Genomic DNA, 18,070 nt, shown 5'->3' on the forward strand with positions numbered 1-18,070 from the left:
TTCGTCTTCGGAGCATCCATGCCGCAGCTATCGTCTCAGGCCACCTGCACCAGGTGGCCGGGCGACACCGTCCTGTAGTTTCGCACCGGCGTTTCATATCCCACTGCCCGTATCGGGCTTTTCAGCTCATCATTCGATATGCCGCGCCTTATCCCGCGCCTTGCCGGGTCCGGCACGGGCACGGCGGCCATGAGCTTTTTCGTATAGGGATGCTGCGGATTGTCGAAAACCGCCGCACGCGGCCCGATTTCGACGATCTCGCCGAGATACATCACCGCCACCCGGTGGCTGACGCGCTCCACCACCGCCATGTCATGGCTGATGAACAGGAAAGCGAGGTTGAGGCTCTGTTGCAGGTCGAGCAGCAGGTTGCAGACCTGCGCCTTGATCGAAACATCGAGCGCCGAGACGCTTTCATCGGCAACGATGACCTTGGGATCGAGCGCCAGCGCACGGGCAATGGCGATGCGCTGGCGCTGGCCGCCGGAAAACTCATGAGGGTAGCGGCTGGCCATATCGGCGGAAAGGCCCACCTTTTCGAGAAGATCGGCAGTCTTTTCCTTCGCCTGTCTGGTGTTGCCCAGTTTGTGCTTGATGAAGGGCTCGGAAATCGCCGTGCCCACTGTCATGCGCGGATTGAGCGACGAGAACGGGTCCTGAAAGATCATCTGCACGGATTTGCGCATATTGCGCAGGCCGACCGTATCGAGCCTCATCACATCGTACCCGTCGAGCGACACGTCGCCGGCCGTCGGTTCCACAAGCCGCATGATCGAGCGGCCGGTGGTTGATTTTCCGCAGCCGGATTCCCCAACCAGCGACAGCGTTTCCCCCTGAAACAGATCGAAGGACACGTTTTCCACCGCATGGACCGCGCCCGTCCGGCGCGCCAGTAGGCCGGAGCGGATGGCAAAACGCGTCACCAGGTTCTTGACCGACAGAACCGGCGTCTGCCCGCTCGCAACTGTCCCGGCCACTTCCTGCGGCTCGCTCGAAAGGCCGGTTTTCATGTCGAGCACCGGAAACCGTGTCGGCCATTGCCGGTCGCGCATCGAGCCGAGCTTCGGCACCGCCGAAAGCAGCGCCCGTGTATAGGGGTGCTTGCCGCACCGGAAGATGTCTTCCGTCGGTCCGGTCTCGACCTCATCGCCACGATACATCACGATCGTCCGGTCGGCGATTTCGGCCACCACGCCCATGTCATGGGTGATGAAAAGGACCGACATGCCCTCCTCTTCCTGCAGCAGCTTGATCAGATCGAGAATCTGCCCCTGAATGGTGACGTCGAGCGCCGTCGTCGGCTCGTCGGCGATCAGCAGTTTCGGCCGTGAGGCAAGCGCCATGGCGATCATCACCCGCTGGCGCATGCCGCCGGAAAACTGGTGAGGATATTCATCGAAACGACCGGAAGCGTTTGGAATGCGAACCTTTTCCAGAAGCCGCACCGTCTCCGCCCGCGCCTCCTGCTTCGAAAGCCCCTTGTGCCGGATGAGTACTTCAGAAATCTGGCGGCCGATGGAGAAGATCGGATTGAGCGAGGTCATCGGCTCCTGGAAGATCATCGAAATATCGTTGCCGCGCACACCGCGCATTTCCCTTTCGGAAAGCGCAAGAAGATCGCGCCCGTTGAGCAGCACCTCCCCCTCGATCCGGCTGGAGGCCGGGGCGAGCAGGCGCATGAGAGACAGCGACGTCACCGATTTGCCGGAGCCGGATTCCCCGACAATCGCGACGGTTTCGCCAGGCGCGACATCGAAGGACACATTGCGCACGACGCTCTTCCACGCGCCATCCACGAGGAAGGAAGTGGTGAGGTTACGGACGGAAAGGACGGGGCTTGTCTCCATGGTGTCACCGCCCTACCGCATAGGCCTGCATCAGCCGCGGTGTCGCGGCGGCGCGCAGCAGGCCGTCCGCATCGCGGCGCGCGGCGGTGAGCCGACCGACCGACCATGCATCGGCAACCGTGACGCGGTGCCCTCGACGGCGAAGCTCCTGCAAGGTCGCTTCGCCCACCGTGCTTTCCACGGTGATTTCGCCCGGCGAACGGGTGCGCGGATAAAACGACCCCGGAAAATGCGCAGTGTGGAACAGTGGCATGTCGATGGCGGCCTGCAGGTTCTTGCCGTGATGGGCATAACGCAGGAAGAAGGGCAATTGCCACTGGTCCTGCTGATCGCCGCCTGGCGTGCCGAACACCATGGAGGGACGCCCCTGATGAAGCGCAAGCGAAGGCGTCAGCGTGGTGCGCGGGCGTTTGCCCGGTGCAAGCGAGGTCGGCAGGCCTTCCTTCAGCCAGAACATTTGAGCGCGGGAATTGAGCGCGAAACCGAGGCCGGGCACGATGGGAGAGGATTGCAGCCAGCCGCCCGACGGCGTGGTGGAGACCATGTTGCCCCACCGGTCAATGACATCGATATGCACCGTATCGCCGCGCTTCTCCGTCAGATGCGACATGGTCGGCTCGTAGACCGTGCCGGCGCCGCTCATCTCGGCCAGCATGGCCATCGTGGCGTCCACCTGCTTTTCGTAACCCGGCACAGTGCCGGGGCGCAGCTCCAGCGAGGCCTCGCCGCTTATTAGCGCGCGGCGTCCGGCATTATAGCCTTCCGACAGGAGATATTCCGTCGGGATCTGCCCGAATTCCGGATCGCCGTAATAGACTTCGCGGTCGGCATAAGCGAGCTTCATGGCTTCGACGATGGTGTGGATGAAATCGGGACCGGACGGGTCCATGGCCGCAATGTCGAAGCCTTTCAGAAGCGCAAGCGATTGCAGCAGAACCGGACCCTGTCCCCAGGCCGGCGTCTTGGCAATCGTCCAATCTTGATAGTCGAGCGTCTGCGGCGCTTCGACGGTCGCGCTCCAGTCCGCCAAATCCTGCGCCGTTAGCACGCCCTTGTGCCGCGCGCCGCTGGCGTCCATGACTTCCGCAGTCCCCACGTAACGGTCGATAGCTTCCGCAACGAAACCCCGATAGAAGGCGTCGCGGGCCGCATCGATCTGGTTTTCGCGGCCGGAACGCGCTTCGGCTTCGGTGACGATCCGCTGATAGGTCGCAGCCAGAACCGGATTGCGGAAATTGGCGTGAGGCTCTGGTGCGGCACCACCCGGCAACCACGTCTGATGGGATGTCGGCCATTCCTTCTCGAAGAAATCGGCCAGCCCCTTGATGGTGGCGGAGACACGCGGCAATGTCGGATGCCCATGTTCGGCATAATAGATCGCGGGCTCAAGCACGTCGCGCACGCTCATGGTGCCATAGTCGCGCAGCATCAGCATCCAGCCATCGAAAGCACCGGGAATAACGGTGGCCAGCAGCCCATCGCCGGGGATCAGCTTCAACCCTTCCGACGTGTAATGTTCAATCGTCGCACCGCTCGGGGCCGGGCCCTGAGCGCAGATGACCTCCACCCTGTCCTTCTTTTTCGAATAAAACACGGCGGGCATATCTCCGCCCGGACCGCAAAGATGCGGCTCGACGATCTGGAGGACGAAACCGGTGGCGACGGCGGCGTCGAAAGCATTGCCGCCTTTTTCGAGGATCGCCATGCCGACGGCCGACGCGATCCAGTGGGTTGAGGTGACGACGCCGAAGGTGCCAAGGATTTCAGGGCGTGTGGTGAATTCATTCATTCCGATATTCCTTGTAAAAAATCATGCTTCGCGCGGATCGAGCGCATCACGCAGGCCGTCGCCCAGAAGATTGAAGCCGATGACGACGAGGAAGATGGCGATGCCGGGCCACATCGTCATCCACGGCGCCTGGCTGAGGAAATTCTTTGCAGTATTCAGCATCGAACCCCAGGAAGGCGCAGGCGCCTGCTGGCCAAGCCCGAGAAAAGAGAGGCTCGCCTCAGCAATAATGGCGGTCGCAACGGTCAGCGTCGCCTGCACGATGATGGGGGCGAAGACGTTCGGCAGGATGTATCGCGTCATGATGTCGATGTGGTTGAGGCCGATGGACCTTGCGCCTTCGACATAGTCTTCTGTCTTGACCGCCAGCACCTGCCCGCGCGTCAGCCGCACGAAAATCGGCATGGCGGAAAGGCCGATGGCGATCATCGCATTGGTGAGGCTCGGGCCAAGGAAGGCGGCAAGCGCGATTGCCATGATGAGGAACGGCATGGCCAGCAAGGCTTCGGTGATGCGGGATATGACCATATCCACCCAGCCGCCGAAATAACCTGAAATCAGGCCAAAGGGCACGCCGATGACCACGGCGATCATCACCGAGACCACGCCAGCCATCAGCGAGGCGCGCGCGCCATAGATCATTCGGGAAAGGATGTCTCGGCCGAGATCGTCGGTGCCAAGCCAATGGGCGGCCGAGGGCGCCTTGCGGATGACCGACCAGCTGGTCGCCACCGGATCGGCAATCGGCAGGATCGGCGCGGCGATGGCAAGAACGGCGAAAAACAGCACGATAACCATGCCGGCAAGCGCCGATTTGTTGCGCTTCATCTTTTTCCAGGCGCGGCTTTCCTGCCGCGTTGCCGCTACGGAGAGGTTTTGATCGAGAACGGTCATGATATCGGGGCCTCAGATCGTCGCCCTAAGGCGAGGGTTGAGCAGGACATAGGCAATGTCGGCCAGAAGGTTCATGAGGATGAAGCCGACAGCGGTGCAAAGAACGATGCCCTGCACGACGGCATAGTCGCGGGTGAACACCGCATCGACCGTCATCTTGCCGAAGCCGGGAATGGTGAAAATCTGCTCCGTCAGCACCGCCCCGGCCAGCAATTCGCCGAAGAGCAGCGCAAGAAGCGTGATAACGGGCAGAAGCGCATTGCGGAAACTATGCGACAGGATGATCTCGCGCGGCGAAAGACCCTTGGCTCGGGCAGTGCGGATATAGTCGGAACTGAGCACCGCCACCATCGCCGACCGGGTATGGCGCATCAGCGTTGCCGCAAGCGCGTTGCCCAGCACGAAGGCGGGCATGATCATGGTTTCGATGGAGCGCACGGGATCGACAAAGATCGATTCATAACCGGATGCCGGCAACCACCCGAGTTTGACCGACACCAGCAGGATCAGCATGATGCCGAGCCAGAAATTCGGGATAGAGAGGCCGGAAAGCGCAACAATATTGGCCGCGTAATCGATCCAGGTGTTCTTCTTGACGGCGGCGAGAATACCGATCGGAATGCCGATGACCATAGCAAAGAACATCGCCATCACCGCAAGCTGAATGGTGACCGGCAGCTTCTGACCGATGAGTTCCAGCACTGGCTGGTTTGTGCGCAGCGAAATTCCGAAATCGCCCGTCACGACGCCGCCCAGCCAGTTGACATATTGCAGCGGAACCGGGTCGTTCAGGCGATATTTCTCACGCAGGAATTCAATCGTCGCCGGATCGCGCTCTTCGCCAGCCATGGCGAGAACCGGATCGCCCGGCAGCAGCTTCTGCAGCGAGAAAACGAAGATGGAGATGATCAGAAGCGTCGGGATAGCGACCAGCAGTCGCTTGCCGATATAAACAGGCATGGCGTGGCCCTCGTTCGTGCCAATTCGTGAGGGCCGCACGGCAGGGCCGTGCGGCGCATGCGACGTGTTCAGTCCTTGGAGACGCCGAGAAGGCGGATCATGCCATCCGGCGACGGCGCCCAGCCCTTGACCTTGTTGGAAATGGCGTAGGCATAGGGCTGGTGACCGAGATAGATGATCGGCATGTCATCGTTGAGGATGACGCTGGCGGCATCGTATTTTTCCTTGCGCACTGCATCTTCGGTCGAGGCGCGGGCCTCGTTGAGCAGCTTGTCGACCTCAGGATTGCAATATTTCACATCGTTGATGCCGCCCTTGCAGGTGACGAACTGATGCAGGTTGCCATCCGGATCGATGCGTCCCGACCAGTCGGAACGGCTGAGCTGATAATTGCCGGCGGTCTGCTCGGAAAGAAGCGTGGCAAATTCCGTGGCCTTCAGGGTGACGTTGAAGCCGGCTTCCGCGACCATTGACTGGATGACCTGCATCATCTGCGTCTGCGTCGTGTTGTTAGCGTGCTGAAGCTCGACGTCGAGTTTTTCGTAACCCGCCTCCTTCATCAGTTGCTTGGCCTTGTCGATATCGCGCGCCGGCACAGGAAGGTTCTGGTTGAACCATGGGCTTGTGGGCGGAAAGGCCTGATTGCCTGCTTTTGACGTACCCTCGAAGACGATCTGGCCGATCGCTTCCCGGTCAATCGCATAAGAAAAGGCCTGACGCAGGCGCTTGTCCTTGCCGAGCGGATTATCCGCGCGGGGGCCGTTGTTGATGTTGACATACATGGCCATGTAGCCCGGACCGATGACATCCGCATAGGTCAGATTGGCGTCGTTCTTCACGGACTCGGCATCGGAGGCCGCGATGCGTTCGGCGATATCGAGGTCTCCCGAGCGAAGATTGGCAAGCTTCACGGTCGTATCCGGGATCGGCAGATAAACGACCCTGTCAACCAGAATTTTGTCCTTGTCCCAATAATCGGCGAATTTCTCGAGCACGATGCGGTCCTGCTGGATGCGTTCCACGAATTTGAACGGTCCGGCGCAGACCGGCTTCGAACCGAAATTGGCGCCCAGTTCCTTGGCCGCCTTCGGTGCGACGATCATACCGGCGCGGTCGGAAAGCTGCGCCAGCAGGGTGACATCCGGCGTCTTCAGGGTGAATTTCACTTCAAGCGGCGCGGTGGCCTCAACCTTTTCGATCGAGGAAAGCTCACTCTTGCGGCGGGATTCCGGCAAGGTCATGTTGCGCTCGATGGTGGCCACGACAGCCGCCGCATCCAACGTCTCGCCGTCATGGAATTTCACGCCGTCGCGGATTTTCATCGTCAGCACCTTGCCGCCGTCGGACCAGGCCCATTCGGTGGCAAGCTGGGGAACGATCTTCATGTCCTGCGAGATATCGACGAGCTTGTCGCACATGGCGGTATAAACGATACGCCCGACGAAGGTGCGCGATTGCGCGGGGTCTAACACGTCGGCGTCGTCATTAAGGCCGATACGCAGTTCGGACGAGATCGCCGGCGCGGACAGGAATGCACCGGCCAACAGGGCGGCGGTCAATGTCTTGATCTTCTTCATGTTCTATCCTCTGGTCTGGTTATCTTTGTTTTTTCATTGGCCGGGTCTGAAAGTCCGGCAGGTCTGCTCTGCCGCCTATGAGATCGGCGTGAGCGGATTATCGGCATCGCCCGTGCTGCGGGCGGCAATATCTTGTCCGGTTTTCTCCTCCAGAAAGCCGAGCGAGGTGGCGCGGATCAACCTTTCCTGATGCATGAGCAGGTGCTGGCGCATCGCTTCGCCAGCTCTTGCGGGGTCACGATCGGCGATGGCGTCGACGATCGCTATGTGCTGTTCGAAGGAAGCCTTGCCGTTCGTGCCGCTGCGGCGCGCCAGCTCCCGTATCGACTGCCATGCATCGTCCTGGCGAATGCGGTTGATGACATCAAAGATGGACAGGAACAATTTGTTGCCGGCGCTCTGGGCGATCTGGCGGTGAAGCGAACCATCCCACAACTCCTTGGCGTCGGCATCCGTGCTCTGGCCGGTCTTGTGGACGAGGGCGCGCATGCGCTCCACCTCGGCCGGCTTGGCGCGCATGGCCGCAAGCTGCGCCAGTTGCGGCTCGATGCGAAGACGCACTTCCATGATTTCCATGATATCCGTGCCGGCCACCAGTTCCGTCACCTGGGCGGACCAATCGTCGGGCTTTTCGCCCACAAAGGTTCCCGCCCCCTGCCGTCTCCAGATCAGACCTTCGGCTTCGAGAACCTCAAGAGCGCGACGGACCGCACGTCGGCCGACATTGAAGGTTTCCGCAAACGCCCGCTCCGTCGGCAGGCGACGGTCTTTCGCAAGATCCTGCGCCTGAATATACGCGCGCAATTTTCCTAGCGCATAGTTGGAGTTGTCGTTGGGGTTCACCGTCACGTCGCACCATTTACTGAACCAATCTCACATTGGTTCATTTGGTTCGAAATTTTCGCCGACGTCAAGCCTATTTTTGAGCGATAATTACTGACGCTCAAAATATGGGCATTTGGCGGTTTTTTGAAGTTTGCCGTTCGGCGGAGGGCGTTTGGGCGTCACAGGCGCACCCGCTCCTCCTAAAGATCGATGGAGAGCCTGATGCGCCCCGACAGGCGCTCGCCGGGGGCAACCGTCCCGAGACCCTGCCCTTCCCGCTGCGCCTGCGACAAACCAAGCGCTCCGGCGGCCATGGAGACCGGCTCAAGACAGAGGTAGCGCTGCATGCGGTGCACGGCGAGATGGCCGAAAACGGGATCGGCCTCGAGCCGCAGTGAAAACCGGTCGAAGTCGACCTGCGCGCTTGACCAATCGGTAAAATGCAGTGTGTATCCCGTTGCGGCGGGAATGGCAGGTTTCGGGCGAGGCGCCGCCGGCTGGCCGGTTGGCACGTTTTGCGCATCCAGCGGATATTGCAGCTTGGCGTCCGTCCGGGCATTGCGACCGAGCCCTGCCGCCAGATAGGGGTGCCAGCCTAGCGCCATCGGTGCTGGCACATCCGCGAGATTGGTTATCGACAGTTCCACGGCGAGGCTTTCGTCTTCCAGCAGGAAAGACTGCTCGGCGCGAAAAGAAAAAGGCCACTCCCCGTCGGCCTCGTAGTCCAACATCAGTGAAACCCGATCCGAAGACAGATCTGAAATCGCCCACGGCCGGCGGTGAGCCGGGCCATGCATGGCATCAGGCGCAAGCGCCGGATGCGGCAGCAGGTCATGGCGGATACCGGCATGGATGAAGGACCCGCCATAGAGCCGGTTGTGATAGGGAAACAAGGGGTATGCGCCAGCCCTTGGCCAGTTGAACGGCTCGAATTCCTGCTCCATTGTCGGCACCAGAATATCGCCGTAGTCAAAGTGCCGCAGATGGGTCATTCTGCCACCCCAGGCGGGGCGCAGGCGGGCGGAGAGCCGCCCGCAGGCAATCGCAACCGTTTCAGGCGAAGGCATATGAGCCGTCAGGCCGTTTCGGCACCCGTCTTTGCCAATGAACATAGCCATCCTCCTGCATGGCTTTTTCATCCATCTCGACACCCCAGCCGGGACGGTCCGGCCTCAGTTCCAGATATCCGTCCTTCGGCAGGTAGGGGTCGACGACATAACGGGTTTCATCCTCGCGTTTTTCGAGATCGGTGCCGCCATAGACGTAGCATTGCCCTTTCGGCAGGCGATATTCGAGAATTCGGAAATTCTGCTGGGCAGCGGAAAAATGCACATTGACGGCGGTGGCGAGCGGTCCCATAGGGTTATGCGGCGCGATGCTGACAAAATGGGCTTCCGCAAGCGTCGCGATGCGGCGCATCTCCGAAATGCCGCCGACGACGCAGATATCGGGCTGGATGATATCCGCACCTTTTACTTGAAGAAGGCGAAGGAACTCATTGCGATTATATAGACTTTCACCCGTTGCCAGCGTGCAGTTCAGCCCCTGTTTGAGGTCTCCCCACATCTCGATGTTTTCGGGACGCAGCGGCTCTTCGAAGAACAGCGGATCGTAAGGGGCAAGCGCGTTGCCAAGTTGGCGGGCGGCCGCGGGCTCGAAAATCTTGGCATGGGCGTCGAAGGCGATGTCGTAGTCAGGGCGCACGGTTTCACGAAGGGAGCGGAAATATTCAGCGGAACTGCGCACCACCTCGCCCCAGCGATGGGCATGGATATCGACACGCCATGGGCTGAGCTTGAAGGCCGTGAAGCCCCAATCCTCGTTGAGACGGTCGAATTCCTCCCTTGCCGCTGGCGCATCCGGGGCCGTGTAGACACCGGCATAGACCTTGATACGGTCGCGTACTTCGCCGCCCAGCAGCTTGTAGACTGGTACGCCCGCCGCCTTGGCTGCGAGGTCCCACAGGCAATGATCGAGCGCCGAGATGGCCGACAGACCGAGCGCTCCGGGCGGAAAGCGGTTCTGCTGAAGCAGGAGGTTATAGAGATACTCCACCCGCGTCGGGTCCTGCCCGGCTAGGAAGCCATAGAGGTAGTCCAGCACCGGCGGTAGGGCGAGATCGGGGCCGTGATTGTAACATTCACCCCAGCCGGTCAAACCGTCATCGGTATCGAGGGCGACGATGACGCGGGGGCGGTCCTTGTCGCGGGTGACGAATACCCGCATGCGGTCGATTTTCATGCTTCAGTCTTCCTCATGAATTGCAGCGTGCGGCATGCCCGGCACTATCGGGCGACGGCCCCGTTCTTGGCTTCGGATGGTTCGACGTAGCGGAATCTGCGCGTGCGATCCCGGTCGCGCGGATCCGGGCGCGGAATGGCGGAAAGAAGCGCCTGCGTGTAGGGATGGTCCGGCGCGTTGCAGACCTTTTCGGCGTCTCCCACTTCCACCAGCTTGCCGCGATACATCACGCCCACACGGTCGCACATATAGCGGATGACGCCGATGTCATGGCTGATGAAGATATAGGCGAGGCCCAGTTCATCCTGCAGCCGCATCAAAAGATCCAGGACCTGGAACCGCACCGAAACATCTAGCGCCGACGTCGCCTCATCCGCCACGATGACGCGCGGCTTCAGGGTTATGGCGCGGGCGATGCCGATGCGCTGGCGCTGGCCGCCGGAAAAGGCGTGCGGATAGCGTTCGCGCCCGCCCGGATCCAGTCCCACCTGCTCCATCAGCGCGCAGACGCGGTCATCCAGTTCTCTGCCTTTGGCAATGCCGTTGACCAGCAACGGCTCGCCGATGACCTGCGCCACCGTCATGCGCGGATTGAGCGAACCGAAAGGATCCTGGAACACCATGCGCAACTCACGCCGCGCGGCTTTCAACTCGGAACCTTCGATTTTGGCCAGATCGACCACCGTGCCATCCGCTCGGCGATATAGCATTTCGCCGCCCGTCGGATCGTAAAGGCGCATGATCGAGCGGCCCATCGTGGTCTTGCCGGAACCGCTTTCGCCGACAATACCGAGCGTTTCGCCCGGCAGAAGCTTGATCGAGACGCCATCCAGCGCCTTCATCTCGCCGAAGTGCATGGAGAGGTCATTCACTTCGAGCACGGGAGCAGCCGCAAGGTCGAGCGGAGGCCGCGCAAGGCGGATTTCCGCCTTCTGCTCCAGCTTCAGCACGGAGCCGATCAACATGCGGGTATAGGGGTCCTGCGGATTATGGAATATCTCATCAACGGTGCCATATTCCTTGGCGACGCCGTGATGCATGACCAGCACGTCATCGGCAATCTGCGCCACCACGCCCATGTCGTGGGTGATGAACAGCACCGCCATGCCATGCGCCTTTTGCAGCCGCGATATCAGGTCGAGGATCTCGGCCTGTGTGGTCACATCGAGCGCCGTCGTCGGTTCGTCGGCGATCAAAAGCTGCGGCTTGCAGGCCAGCGCCATGGCGATCATGGCGCGCTGGCGCATGCCGCCGGAATACTGGAAAGCGTAACGATCCAGCGCCTTTTCAGGGTTAGGGATCTCCACTTGCCGCAACAGCTCTATGGCCTCGGCCCGCGCCTCTGCCTTACTCATCTTCAGATGCAGACGCAGGACCTCCGTGATCTGGTCCCCGACCGTATGCACGGGTGAAAGCGACGACATCGGCTCCTGAAAGATCATCGCGATATCAGCGCCGCGCACCGAGCGGATGGCCCGGCTGCGCGGATCGAGCTTCGCCAGATCGAGGGACGTGCCGTCGGCACGGTTGAGGATGATCGATCCGGACGCAATGCGGCCGGGGCTGTCGATGATCTGCAGGATCGAACGGGCGGTGACGGATTTGCCCGAGCCGCTTTCGCCGACGACGCAAAGCGTCTTGCCGGGATCGATGGAAAAAGACAGGTCATTGACCGCCCGGAAAATGCCGTTTCTCACCGGAAATTCAGTGACCAGATTGCGGACTTCAAGCAGCGGTTTGGCTGGCTTCATAGAGAGAATATCGCTCATCCGGGGCCTCACTTGTTATAGGGATCGGCTGCGTCGCGCAGGCCGTCACCGAGCAGATTGAGCGCCATGACGGCAATGACGACCGCCACACCGGGCAGGAACAGCCAGGGTGCAGTCGCAATCGAGCGGATATTCTGCGCCTCGCGAAGCAGCACGCCCCAGGAAATGGTGGGCGGCTGAAGGCCAAGGCCGAGGAAGGACAGCGAGGTTTCCGCGAGGATCATCGCCGGAACCGCAAGCGTGACCGAGGCGATGATATGGCTCGAAAAACTCGGCAGCATATGGCGGAAGATGATGCGCCCTTCCGGCACGCCATCCAGCCGCGCTGCGGCCACGAATTCTTCGGTCCTGAGCGACAGGAACCGTCCGCGCACGACGCGGGCAAGCTGCGCCCAGCCGGTCAGGGACAGGATGATGGTGATCATCATATACTGAAGCGTGGCGGGCCAGCCCTGCGGCAGTGCGGCGGCCAGCGCCAGCCAGATGGGAATGGTGGGCAGCGAGAGTACGAAGTCGATCACGCGCTGCATGGTGAAATCAATGCGACCGCCATAATATCCCGATATGCCGCCGAGAACGACGCCGAGCAGCAACGAGAAGAACACGCCGACAAGACCGATCGACAAGGAGACCTGCGCCCCCTGGACCACGCGGCTGAAGACATCTCGCCCAAGGCGATCCGCGCCGAAGAGGAAGAGCGGCCGCGTCTTGTCGGCGGACGCCAGCAGATGGATATCCGTGGTGAACAAGCCGAATACGGAATATTCGTAACCGCGACCGAAAAACTGGACCGGGATTTTCTTCGCCGTATCCTCGACAAAGACCGCCGCCAGTGTCTCGGGGTCACGGGTCAGCTTCAGCGGATAATAATGCAGCCCGAGCGAGAAACCCTCGGTCGTATCGATGAAATGCACGCGCTGCGGCGGATGGAAGGTGGCGCGGGCATTCTGCAATACCGGATCGTTGATGGCGAAGAAGCCCGGTACCAGCGCAACGATATACATGGCGATGGTGATGAACATGGCGGCCATGGCCAGCTTGTGGCGCTTGAAGGCCCACCAGATGAGCTGCCACTGCGAGGCGACGGCCGCGCGGTCCTGCCGGGCATTGGCGGTGATGGTGATATCGCTCATGGCGCCCTCCTATTCGAGCCGGATGCGCGGATCGACCAGCGCAAGCAGGATGTCGCTGATCAGCGATCCGATCAGCGTCAGCGCACAGATCAACAGCACGAAAGCGCCCGCAAGATACATGTCCTGCGCCATCAGCGACTGCAGAAGCAGCGGCGCGGCCGTCGGCAGATTGAGCACGATGGCGACAACGACGGAGCCCGAAATAAGATTGGGCAACAGCCATGCGATGGTGGAAATGAACGGGTTAAGCGCAATTCTGAGCGGATATTTCGTCAGCAGTTTGAACTCGGACAAGCCTTTTGCCCGCGCGGTGGTGACATATGGCTTGGGCAATTCATCCAGCATATTGGCGCGCATGACGCGGATGAGACTTGCGGTGGAAGACACGGCAAGAATGGCGACCGGCAGCCAGATATGGGCCATGAGGTCCATCATCTTGGCGATGCTCCATGAGGCAGTCTCATATTCGGCTGAAAACAGCCCGCCGACATCGGCCCCGAACTCCACCGCAGCCACATACATCAGCACCAGCGCCAGCAGGAACGAGGGTATGGAGAGGCCGAAGAAAGAAAAGGCAGTGAAGAGATAATCGCCAATCGAATATTTGCGGACGGCGGAAAAGACGCCGATCGGAAGCGCGATGGCCCAGGTTGCAAGAAGGCTTGCGATGGCAAGAACGAGCGTCAGCGCCATGCGTTCCCAGATAAGGCCCGAAACCGGCTGCTGCCACTCGAACGAAATACCGAAATCGCCGCGGCTGATGATGCCCCATATCCATTTAAGATATTGCACGATCATCGGGTCGTCGAGGCCAAAGCGCTCGCGAAGCTGCGCCGCCGTGTTGTGGTCGATGACCTCGTTGGAGGCGGCCAGTGTGGCGATATAGGTCGTCACATAGTCGCCGGGCGGCAGCTGGATCAGGACAAAGGCAAGGAAACTGACGGCAAACAGGGACGGTATCATCCACAGCAGGCGTTTTACGATAAAAAGCAGCATATCGTTCTCGCAATCACATTGTGCCGCACGCCCCGTCTCCTTCCAAGGAGGCGGGCTGCGGGTGGTCGAAACAACCTGAGAGGCGTCGCCGCGTTTCGGCAGCGACGCCCATGTGGCGGTATCAGCTTGTGAAGGTGAACTGTTGCGGCAACGCCGGGCCGGGGTTGGGCCAGGTCCAGCTGTCGGGTTCCGTTTCCGGCACATTGCGCAGATTATTGCGGATGATGCCGAAACCACCAACGGCAAGGCAGAGGCCGATCGTCTCGAACTCTTCCGCCGCGATATCGAAGATTTCCTTCATCTTCTGACCGCGCTTGGCAAGGTCGGCCGTCGAGCGCGCCTCGTCGAAAAGCTTGAAGCGCTTCTTCTGGCTCTCCGGCGGCTCTTCGCCCTTCTGGCCATTCGACGTGTACCAGAGCGCCCAGGGAATGGCGTAACGCGACCCCTGCGGATGGAAGGCGAAGAAATCGCGCGGATCAAGCATCGGATCAAGACCGCCGGGGCCGGGCCAGACGGCGGCATCATGGGCGTTGTCATCACCGCGTGTATAATAGAGTGCACGTTCGATGGTGTTGACCTTGATGTCGACGCCGATCTGCGCCCATTGCGCCTTCACCAGTTCCAGCGCATCGACCAGATCGGGATAAAGCGTCGGGATGACATCGATCGAGAAGAAGATCGGCTGGCCGTCAGGTCGCAACCGCATGCCGTTGCCGTTCTTCTTGTCATAACCGGCCTTGTCGAGAAGCTCGTTCGCCTTGTCCGCATTATATTCGGTGAATTGTCGCGCCAGCTTTTCATTGTACCAGGGATGTGTCGGGCGCGGCCCGGCCTGATAACCCTCGCTCTGGCCGAAATAGACGATGTCGATGATTTCTTGCCGGTTGAGCGCGATGGACAATGCCTGACGGAACGATTTGTCGGCAAACATCTTGCGCATTGCCGGGTCTTTGTGGGTGATGTTGAGATAGATCTGGCACTGCTGCGCGGCAGACGGCACCAGCGTCAGCAGCCGGTAATCACCCTTTTTCATGTTCTGTGACAGGGTCGGCTTGTTGGCAAGAACGCTGATGTGGCGCTCCTGAATGTCAATCTTGCCGGAAATCACGTTCAGCATCAGCGATTCAACATCCTGCGAAATGCCGAAATTGATTTCATCGATATAGGGCAACTGATTGCCTTCGGTATCGACCTGCCAGAAGTAAGGGTTGCGGGTCATGACCACCCGTGTCGCACCGCCGGAATAGGGCTCCTTCACCACCCATGGATCGAGCGTCGGCTTGTCGACATTCGACCAGCGGGAGGGAATTTCGATATCGCCGCATTTGGCCCGGAACAGTTCCGTCCAGCTCGAGACACCCGCCGCCTTCACATCGGCATCGAGCGACGTATTGTATTTCGGCAGGAACTTGCTGCAATAGTGCTTGGGAAACAGCGTCGGATGCTGGCCGAGCGGCGTGGCGAGATTTTCGAGATAAAGCGCATTCGGCGCTGCGAATTTGAACTTTACCGTGAAATCATCGACTTTTTCGACATCGACCGCCTTGCCGGCCACGGAAAGCTGCGCCGGCGTGGCGCTGTAAAGCTCCTTGTTCTTGATGCAGTCCTCGATGGCGAACACCACGTCATCGGCTGTGAAGGGGTGGCCATCCGACCATTTTGCGCCCTCCAGCAAATGGAAGGTGAATTGCGAGGCATCGTCGTTGACTTCCCATTTCACCGCAAGGTTCGGCAGAACCTCGGTAAAATCCATGTTCCAGCGGACAAGGCCCTGATTGCCGACCATGCGCAGGATGCCGTTATGGTCCGATGAACCGCGCAGGCCACGACGCAATGTGCCGCCATAGGCGCCGATTTTCTCGTGCGGCGTCACCACCATCGGATTTTTCGGCAGGCGTTCGGCCAAAGGCGGCAATTTGCCGTCCTTTACCAGCGCCTCCAGTTCCGGCGCCTGCTTGCCGGCAGCAGCCCGCGCCGAGGTCCCGATGACGGAGAGCGCGGCCACGCCGCCAACACCCGCCATAAAGGTTCGGCGCGTTACGCCCAGTGAAAATGTATCGCCATCGCGCATCGACAATCCTCCCAAAAAATCACCGGCAGCGAGACGGTTTTCACCGAACCGCGACGGCCCTCCCGGCCAGCCAGCACGCCGATCCTCCATCGGCAGGGGCAGACCATATGGGCGTTTTCAGATGATTACAAGTATTGACAGATTTTTACATCTTTTTTATTTGTAGACCGGTTTTCAGGATCAGGCTTGAAGGAAAATCGGTCAGGACAGCCCCCTCGCTCACAAAAACCCGGTATTTCTGTTGCGATTGAAATGCAGGAAACCCATTAACTTCAGCGATTTGCAACGGAAGGGCTGCTGATGGACAATCACACTGCATCTGCCGCCGCTCGAGGCGAAACTCGGCTGAGCGACATCATCTACGAAAAAATCGTGGGCATGATTTCGGACGGGCGGTTTCCCGTGAACGAGCGGCTGCCATCGGAACAGAATCTGGCATCGCTGTTTGGCGCGTCGCGACCGGTTGTGCGGGAAGCGCTGGAGCGGCTTCGGAACGACGGGCTTATCGTTTCGCAAAAGGGATCCGGCTCCTATGTACGCCAGCAGCCGGACTCTTCGGTCTTGCAGCAGGTGCCGGTCGGCTCGCTGGCAGATGTGCAGCGTTTTTTTGAGTTCAGGGCCGGATTGGAGGCTTCCGCGGCTGAGCTTGCGGCCCGCAATTGGCAGGCAACGGACAAGGTCCGCATAGAGCAGGCGATTGCCGCGCTGGAACAATGTCTCGAGCGCAACGATCTCGGCGCGGAGGAAGACTTCGCCCTGCACGAAGCAATTGCGAAAGCGAGCCATAACCAGTTCCACATTACGGTGCGGATCTGGTTCAAGCCTCATTTCGCCATCGGCCAGTCGGTGACACGCAGCCTCAGCCTCAAGCGGACCCCGCAGCATGTGCGCGAGGTGCAGGACGAGCACACGGCGATTGTGGAGGCGATTTTTGCGCGGCGCGAGCAGGCCGCGCATGACGCGATGAAAGACCACATATTGAAGGCGCGCGCCCGCATGTTTCAGGGCGTCGGCAGTTAGGCCGCACCCTGCAATGTCGAAAATAGAATCATAAAGCGCGGATGAGGGAGAGGAACCAGTGAGCCAGCCGCATATCGTCGAACCGAAGCTTCGTTCCCTGATCGATACCCCGTTGAGGGTTGGCGAATCGCCGGCCTGGGATGAGCGAACCGGCGATCTGTGGTTTGTCGATATTCTCGCACCCGCCATTTTCCGTCTCTTCCCCGACGGAAAACTCGACCGATACGACATGCCCGCCCAGGTCGGCTGTCTCGGCCTCTGCGACAATGGCTTGATCGTGGCGGGCCTCAAGAGCGGCGTGCATCTTCTCGATCCCGCGAGCGGCAAGCTCGATCTTCTCTGCGACCCGGACGACGGGCGGCCTGACAGCCGCCTCAACGACGGAAAGGTTGGTCCGGACGGCCATTTCTGGGTGGGGACCCGCGACGAGGCCGCGATACAGACAGGCAATGCACGCCTCTATCGCGTCGCCCCGGATGGCGGCATCGAACGCGTCATCGATGGCGATATGTTCACATCGAACGGGCTTGCCTGGAGCCCGGACGGCAGACGCATGTATCATTCCGACAGCAGCGGCCTCATGTATCAGGCATTCGATTTCGACGCCGCGACCGGCAGGATCGGCCCAGCGGAACGGCTCCACGATTTCGCGCCGGATGAAGGCAGGCCGGATGGTGCAGCGACCGATTGCGAAGGCTGTTACTGGAGCGCCGGCGTTCAGGCGGGGCGCCTCAACCGCTTTTCGCCGGACGGCGAATTGCTCGAGGTCTACAGGCTGCCGTTCAAGGGGCCGACCATGCCGTGTTTCGGTGGTCCCGACCTCAAGACGATCTACGTCACAAGTCTCGTGACCGAGACGGGCGGAATAACCACCGCTGGAACGCTCGTCGCATTCGACGCCCCGGTCTCCGGCGCGCCTGTTCACAAATTTTCCATCTGAAGATGACT

General features: G+C 60.4%; 14 protein-coding genes. 2 read left to right on the plus strand and 12 right to left on the minus strand.

Going from position 1 to position 18,070, the window contains the following annotated elements; genetic code table 11:
* Positions 1-35: 35 nt before the first annotated feature.
* From PL597_RS19155 to PL597_RS19210, 12 genes are all read right to left on the minus strand, one after another.
* The gene (locus PL597_RS19155) at positions 36-1,847 is read right to left on the minus strand and encodes an ABC transporter ATP-binding protein (RefSeq protein ID WP_271366005.1); all 1,812 of its coding nucleotides are present in this window, start codon (positions 1,845-1,847) and stop codon (positions 36-38) included.
* 4 nt (positions 1,848-1,851) lie between these two features.
* A complete protein-coding gene (locus PL597_RS19160; RefSeq protein ID WP_271366007.1) occupies positions 1,852-3,636 on the minus strand; it encodes a gamma-glutamyltransferase family protein in 1,785 nt (594 codons plus the stop codon).
* A 21-nt stretch (positions 3,637-3,657) separates the two neighbouring features.
* Positions 3,658-4,530 (minus strand): ABC transporter permease, encoded by an 873-nt coding sequence (locus PL597_RS19165; RefSeq protein WP_271366008.1) that lies wholly within the window; start codon positions 4,528-4,530, stop codon positions 3,658-3,660.
* A gap of 12 nt (positions 4,531-4,542) precedes the next feature.
* Positions 4,543-5,490, minus strand: coding sequence for an ABC transporter permease (locus PL597_RS19170; protein ID WP_077983880.1), 948 nt, complete (start codon positions 5,488-5,490; stop codon positions 4,543-4,545).
* Positions 5,491-5,558: 68 nt separating this feature from the next.
* Positions 5,559-7,067: an ABC transporter substrate-binding protein gene (locus PL597_RS19175; RefSeq protein WP_173991670.1), complete on the minus strand. Its 1,509-nt coding sequence runs from the start codon at positions 7,065-7,067 to the stop codon at positions 5,559-5,561.
* Between the two features lie 75 nt (positions 7,068-7,142).
* Positions 7,143-7,916 carry a FadR/GntR family transcriptional regulator gene (locus PL597_RS19180; protein ID WP_137411127.1) on the minus strand — a complete coding sequence of 258 codons (774 nt, stop codon included), beginning with the start codon at positions 7,914-7,916 and terminating at the stop codon, positions 7,143-7,145.
* 176 nt (positions 7,917-8,092) lie between these two features.
* Entirely contained in the window at positions 8,093-8,959 is an 867-nt protein-coding gene (locus PL597_RS19185) for an aldose 1-epimerase (protein WP_269834842.1), read from the minus strand.
* Complete coding sequence (locus PL597_RS19190; RefSeq protein ID WP_077983884.1) at positions 8,946-10,133, minus strand: galactarate dehydratase; 1,188 nt, start codon at positions 10,131-10,133, stop codon at positions 8,946-8,948. The genes PL597_RS19185 and PL597_RS19190 overlap by 14 nt, the downstream gene beginning before the upstream one ends.
* Before the next feature lie 44 nt (positions 10,134-10,177).
* Positions 10,178-11,902 (minus strand): ABC transporter ATP-binding protein, encoded by a 1,725-nt coding sequence (locus PL597_RS19195; protein ID WP_162520595.1) that lies wholly within the window; start codon positions 11,900-11,902, stop codon positions 10,178-10,180.
* Between the two features lie 8 nt (positions 11,903-11,910).
* Entirely contained in the window at positions 11,911-13,035 is a 1,125-nt protein-coding gene (locus PL597_RS19200) for an ABC transporter permease (RefSeq protein ID WP_137411129.1), read from the minus strand.
* A gap of 9 nt (positions 13,036-13,044) precedes the next feature.
* Entirely contained in the window at positions 13,045-14,031 is a 987-nt protein-coding gene (locus PL597_RS19205; RefSeq protein WP_137066339.1) for an ABC transporter permease, read from the minus strand.
* 121 nt (positions 14,032-14,152) lie between these two features.
* Positions 14,153-16,102 (minus strand): ABC transporter substrate-binding protein, encoded by a 1,950-nt coding sequence (locus PL597_RS19210; protein WP_137411130.1) that lies wholly within the window; start codon positions 16,100-16,102, stop codon positions 14,153-14,155.
* Positions 16,103-16,402: 300 nt separating this feature from the next.
* Here PL597_RS19210 and PL597_RS19215 point away from each other — a divergent pair, with 300 nt between their 5' ends.
* On the plus strand, positions 16,403-17,122 hold the full coding sequence (locus PL597_RS19215) for a FadR/GntR family transcriptional regulator (protein WP_077983889.1): 720 nt from the start codon (positions 16,403-16,405) through the stop codon (positions 17,120-17,122).
* Between the two features lie 58 nt (positions 17,123-17,180).
* Complete coding sequence (locus tag PL597_RS19220; protein WP_271366010.1) at positions 17,181-18,062, plus strand: SMP-30/gluconolactonase/LRE family protein; 882 nt, start codon at positions 17,181-17,183, stop codon at positions 18,060-18,062.
* The last annotated feature ends 8 nt before the right edge of the window (positions 18,063-18,070 follow it).

Source organism: Agrobacterium sp. ST15.13.013 (assembly GCF_027956525.1).
In the GTDB taxonomy this organism is placed as follows: Bacteria; Pseudomonadota; Alphaproteobacteria; order Rhizobiales; family Rhizobiaceae; genus Agrobacterium; species Agrobacterium salinitolerans.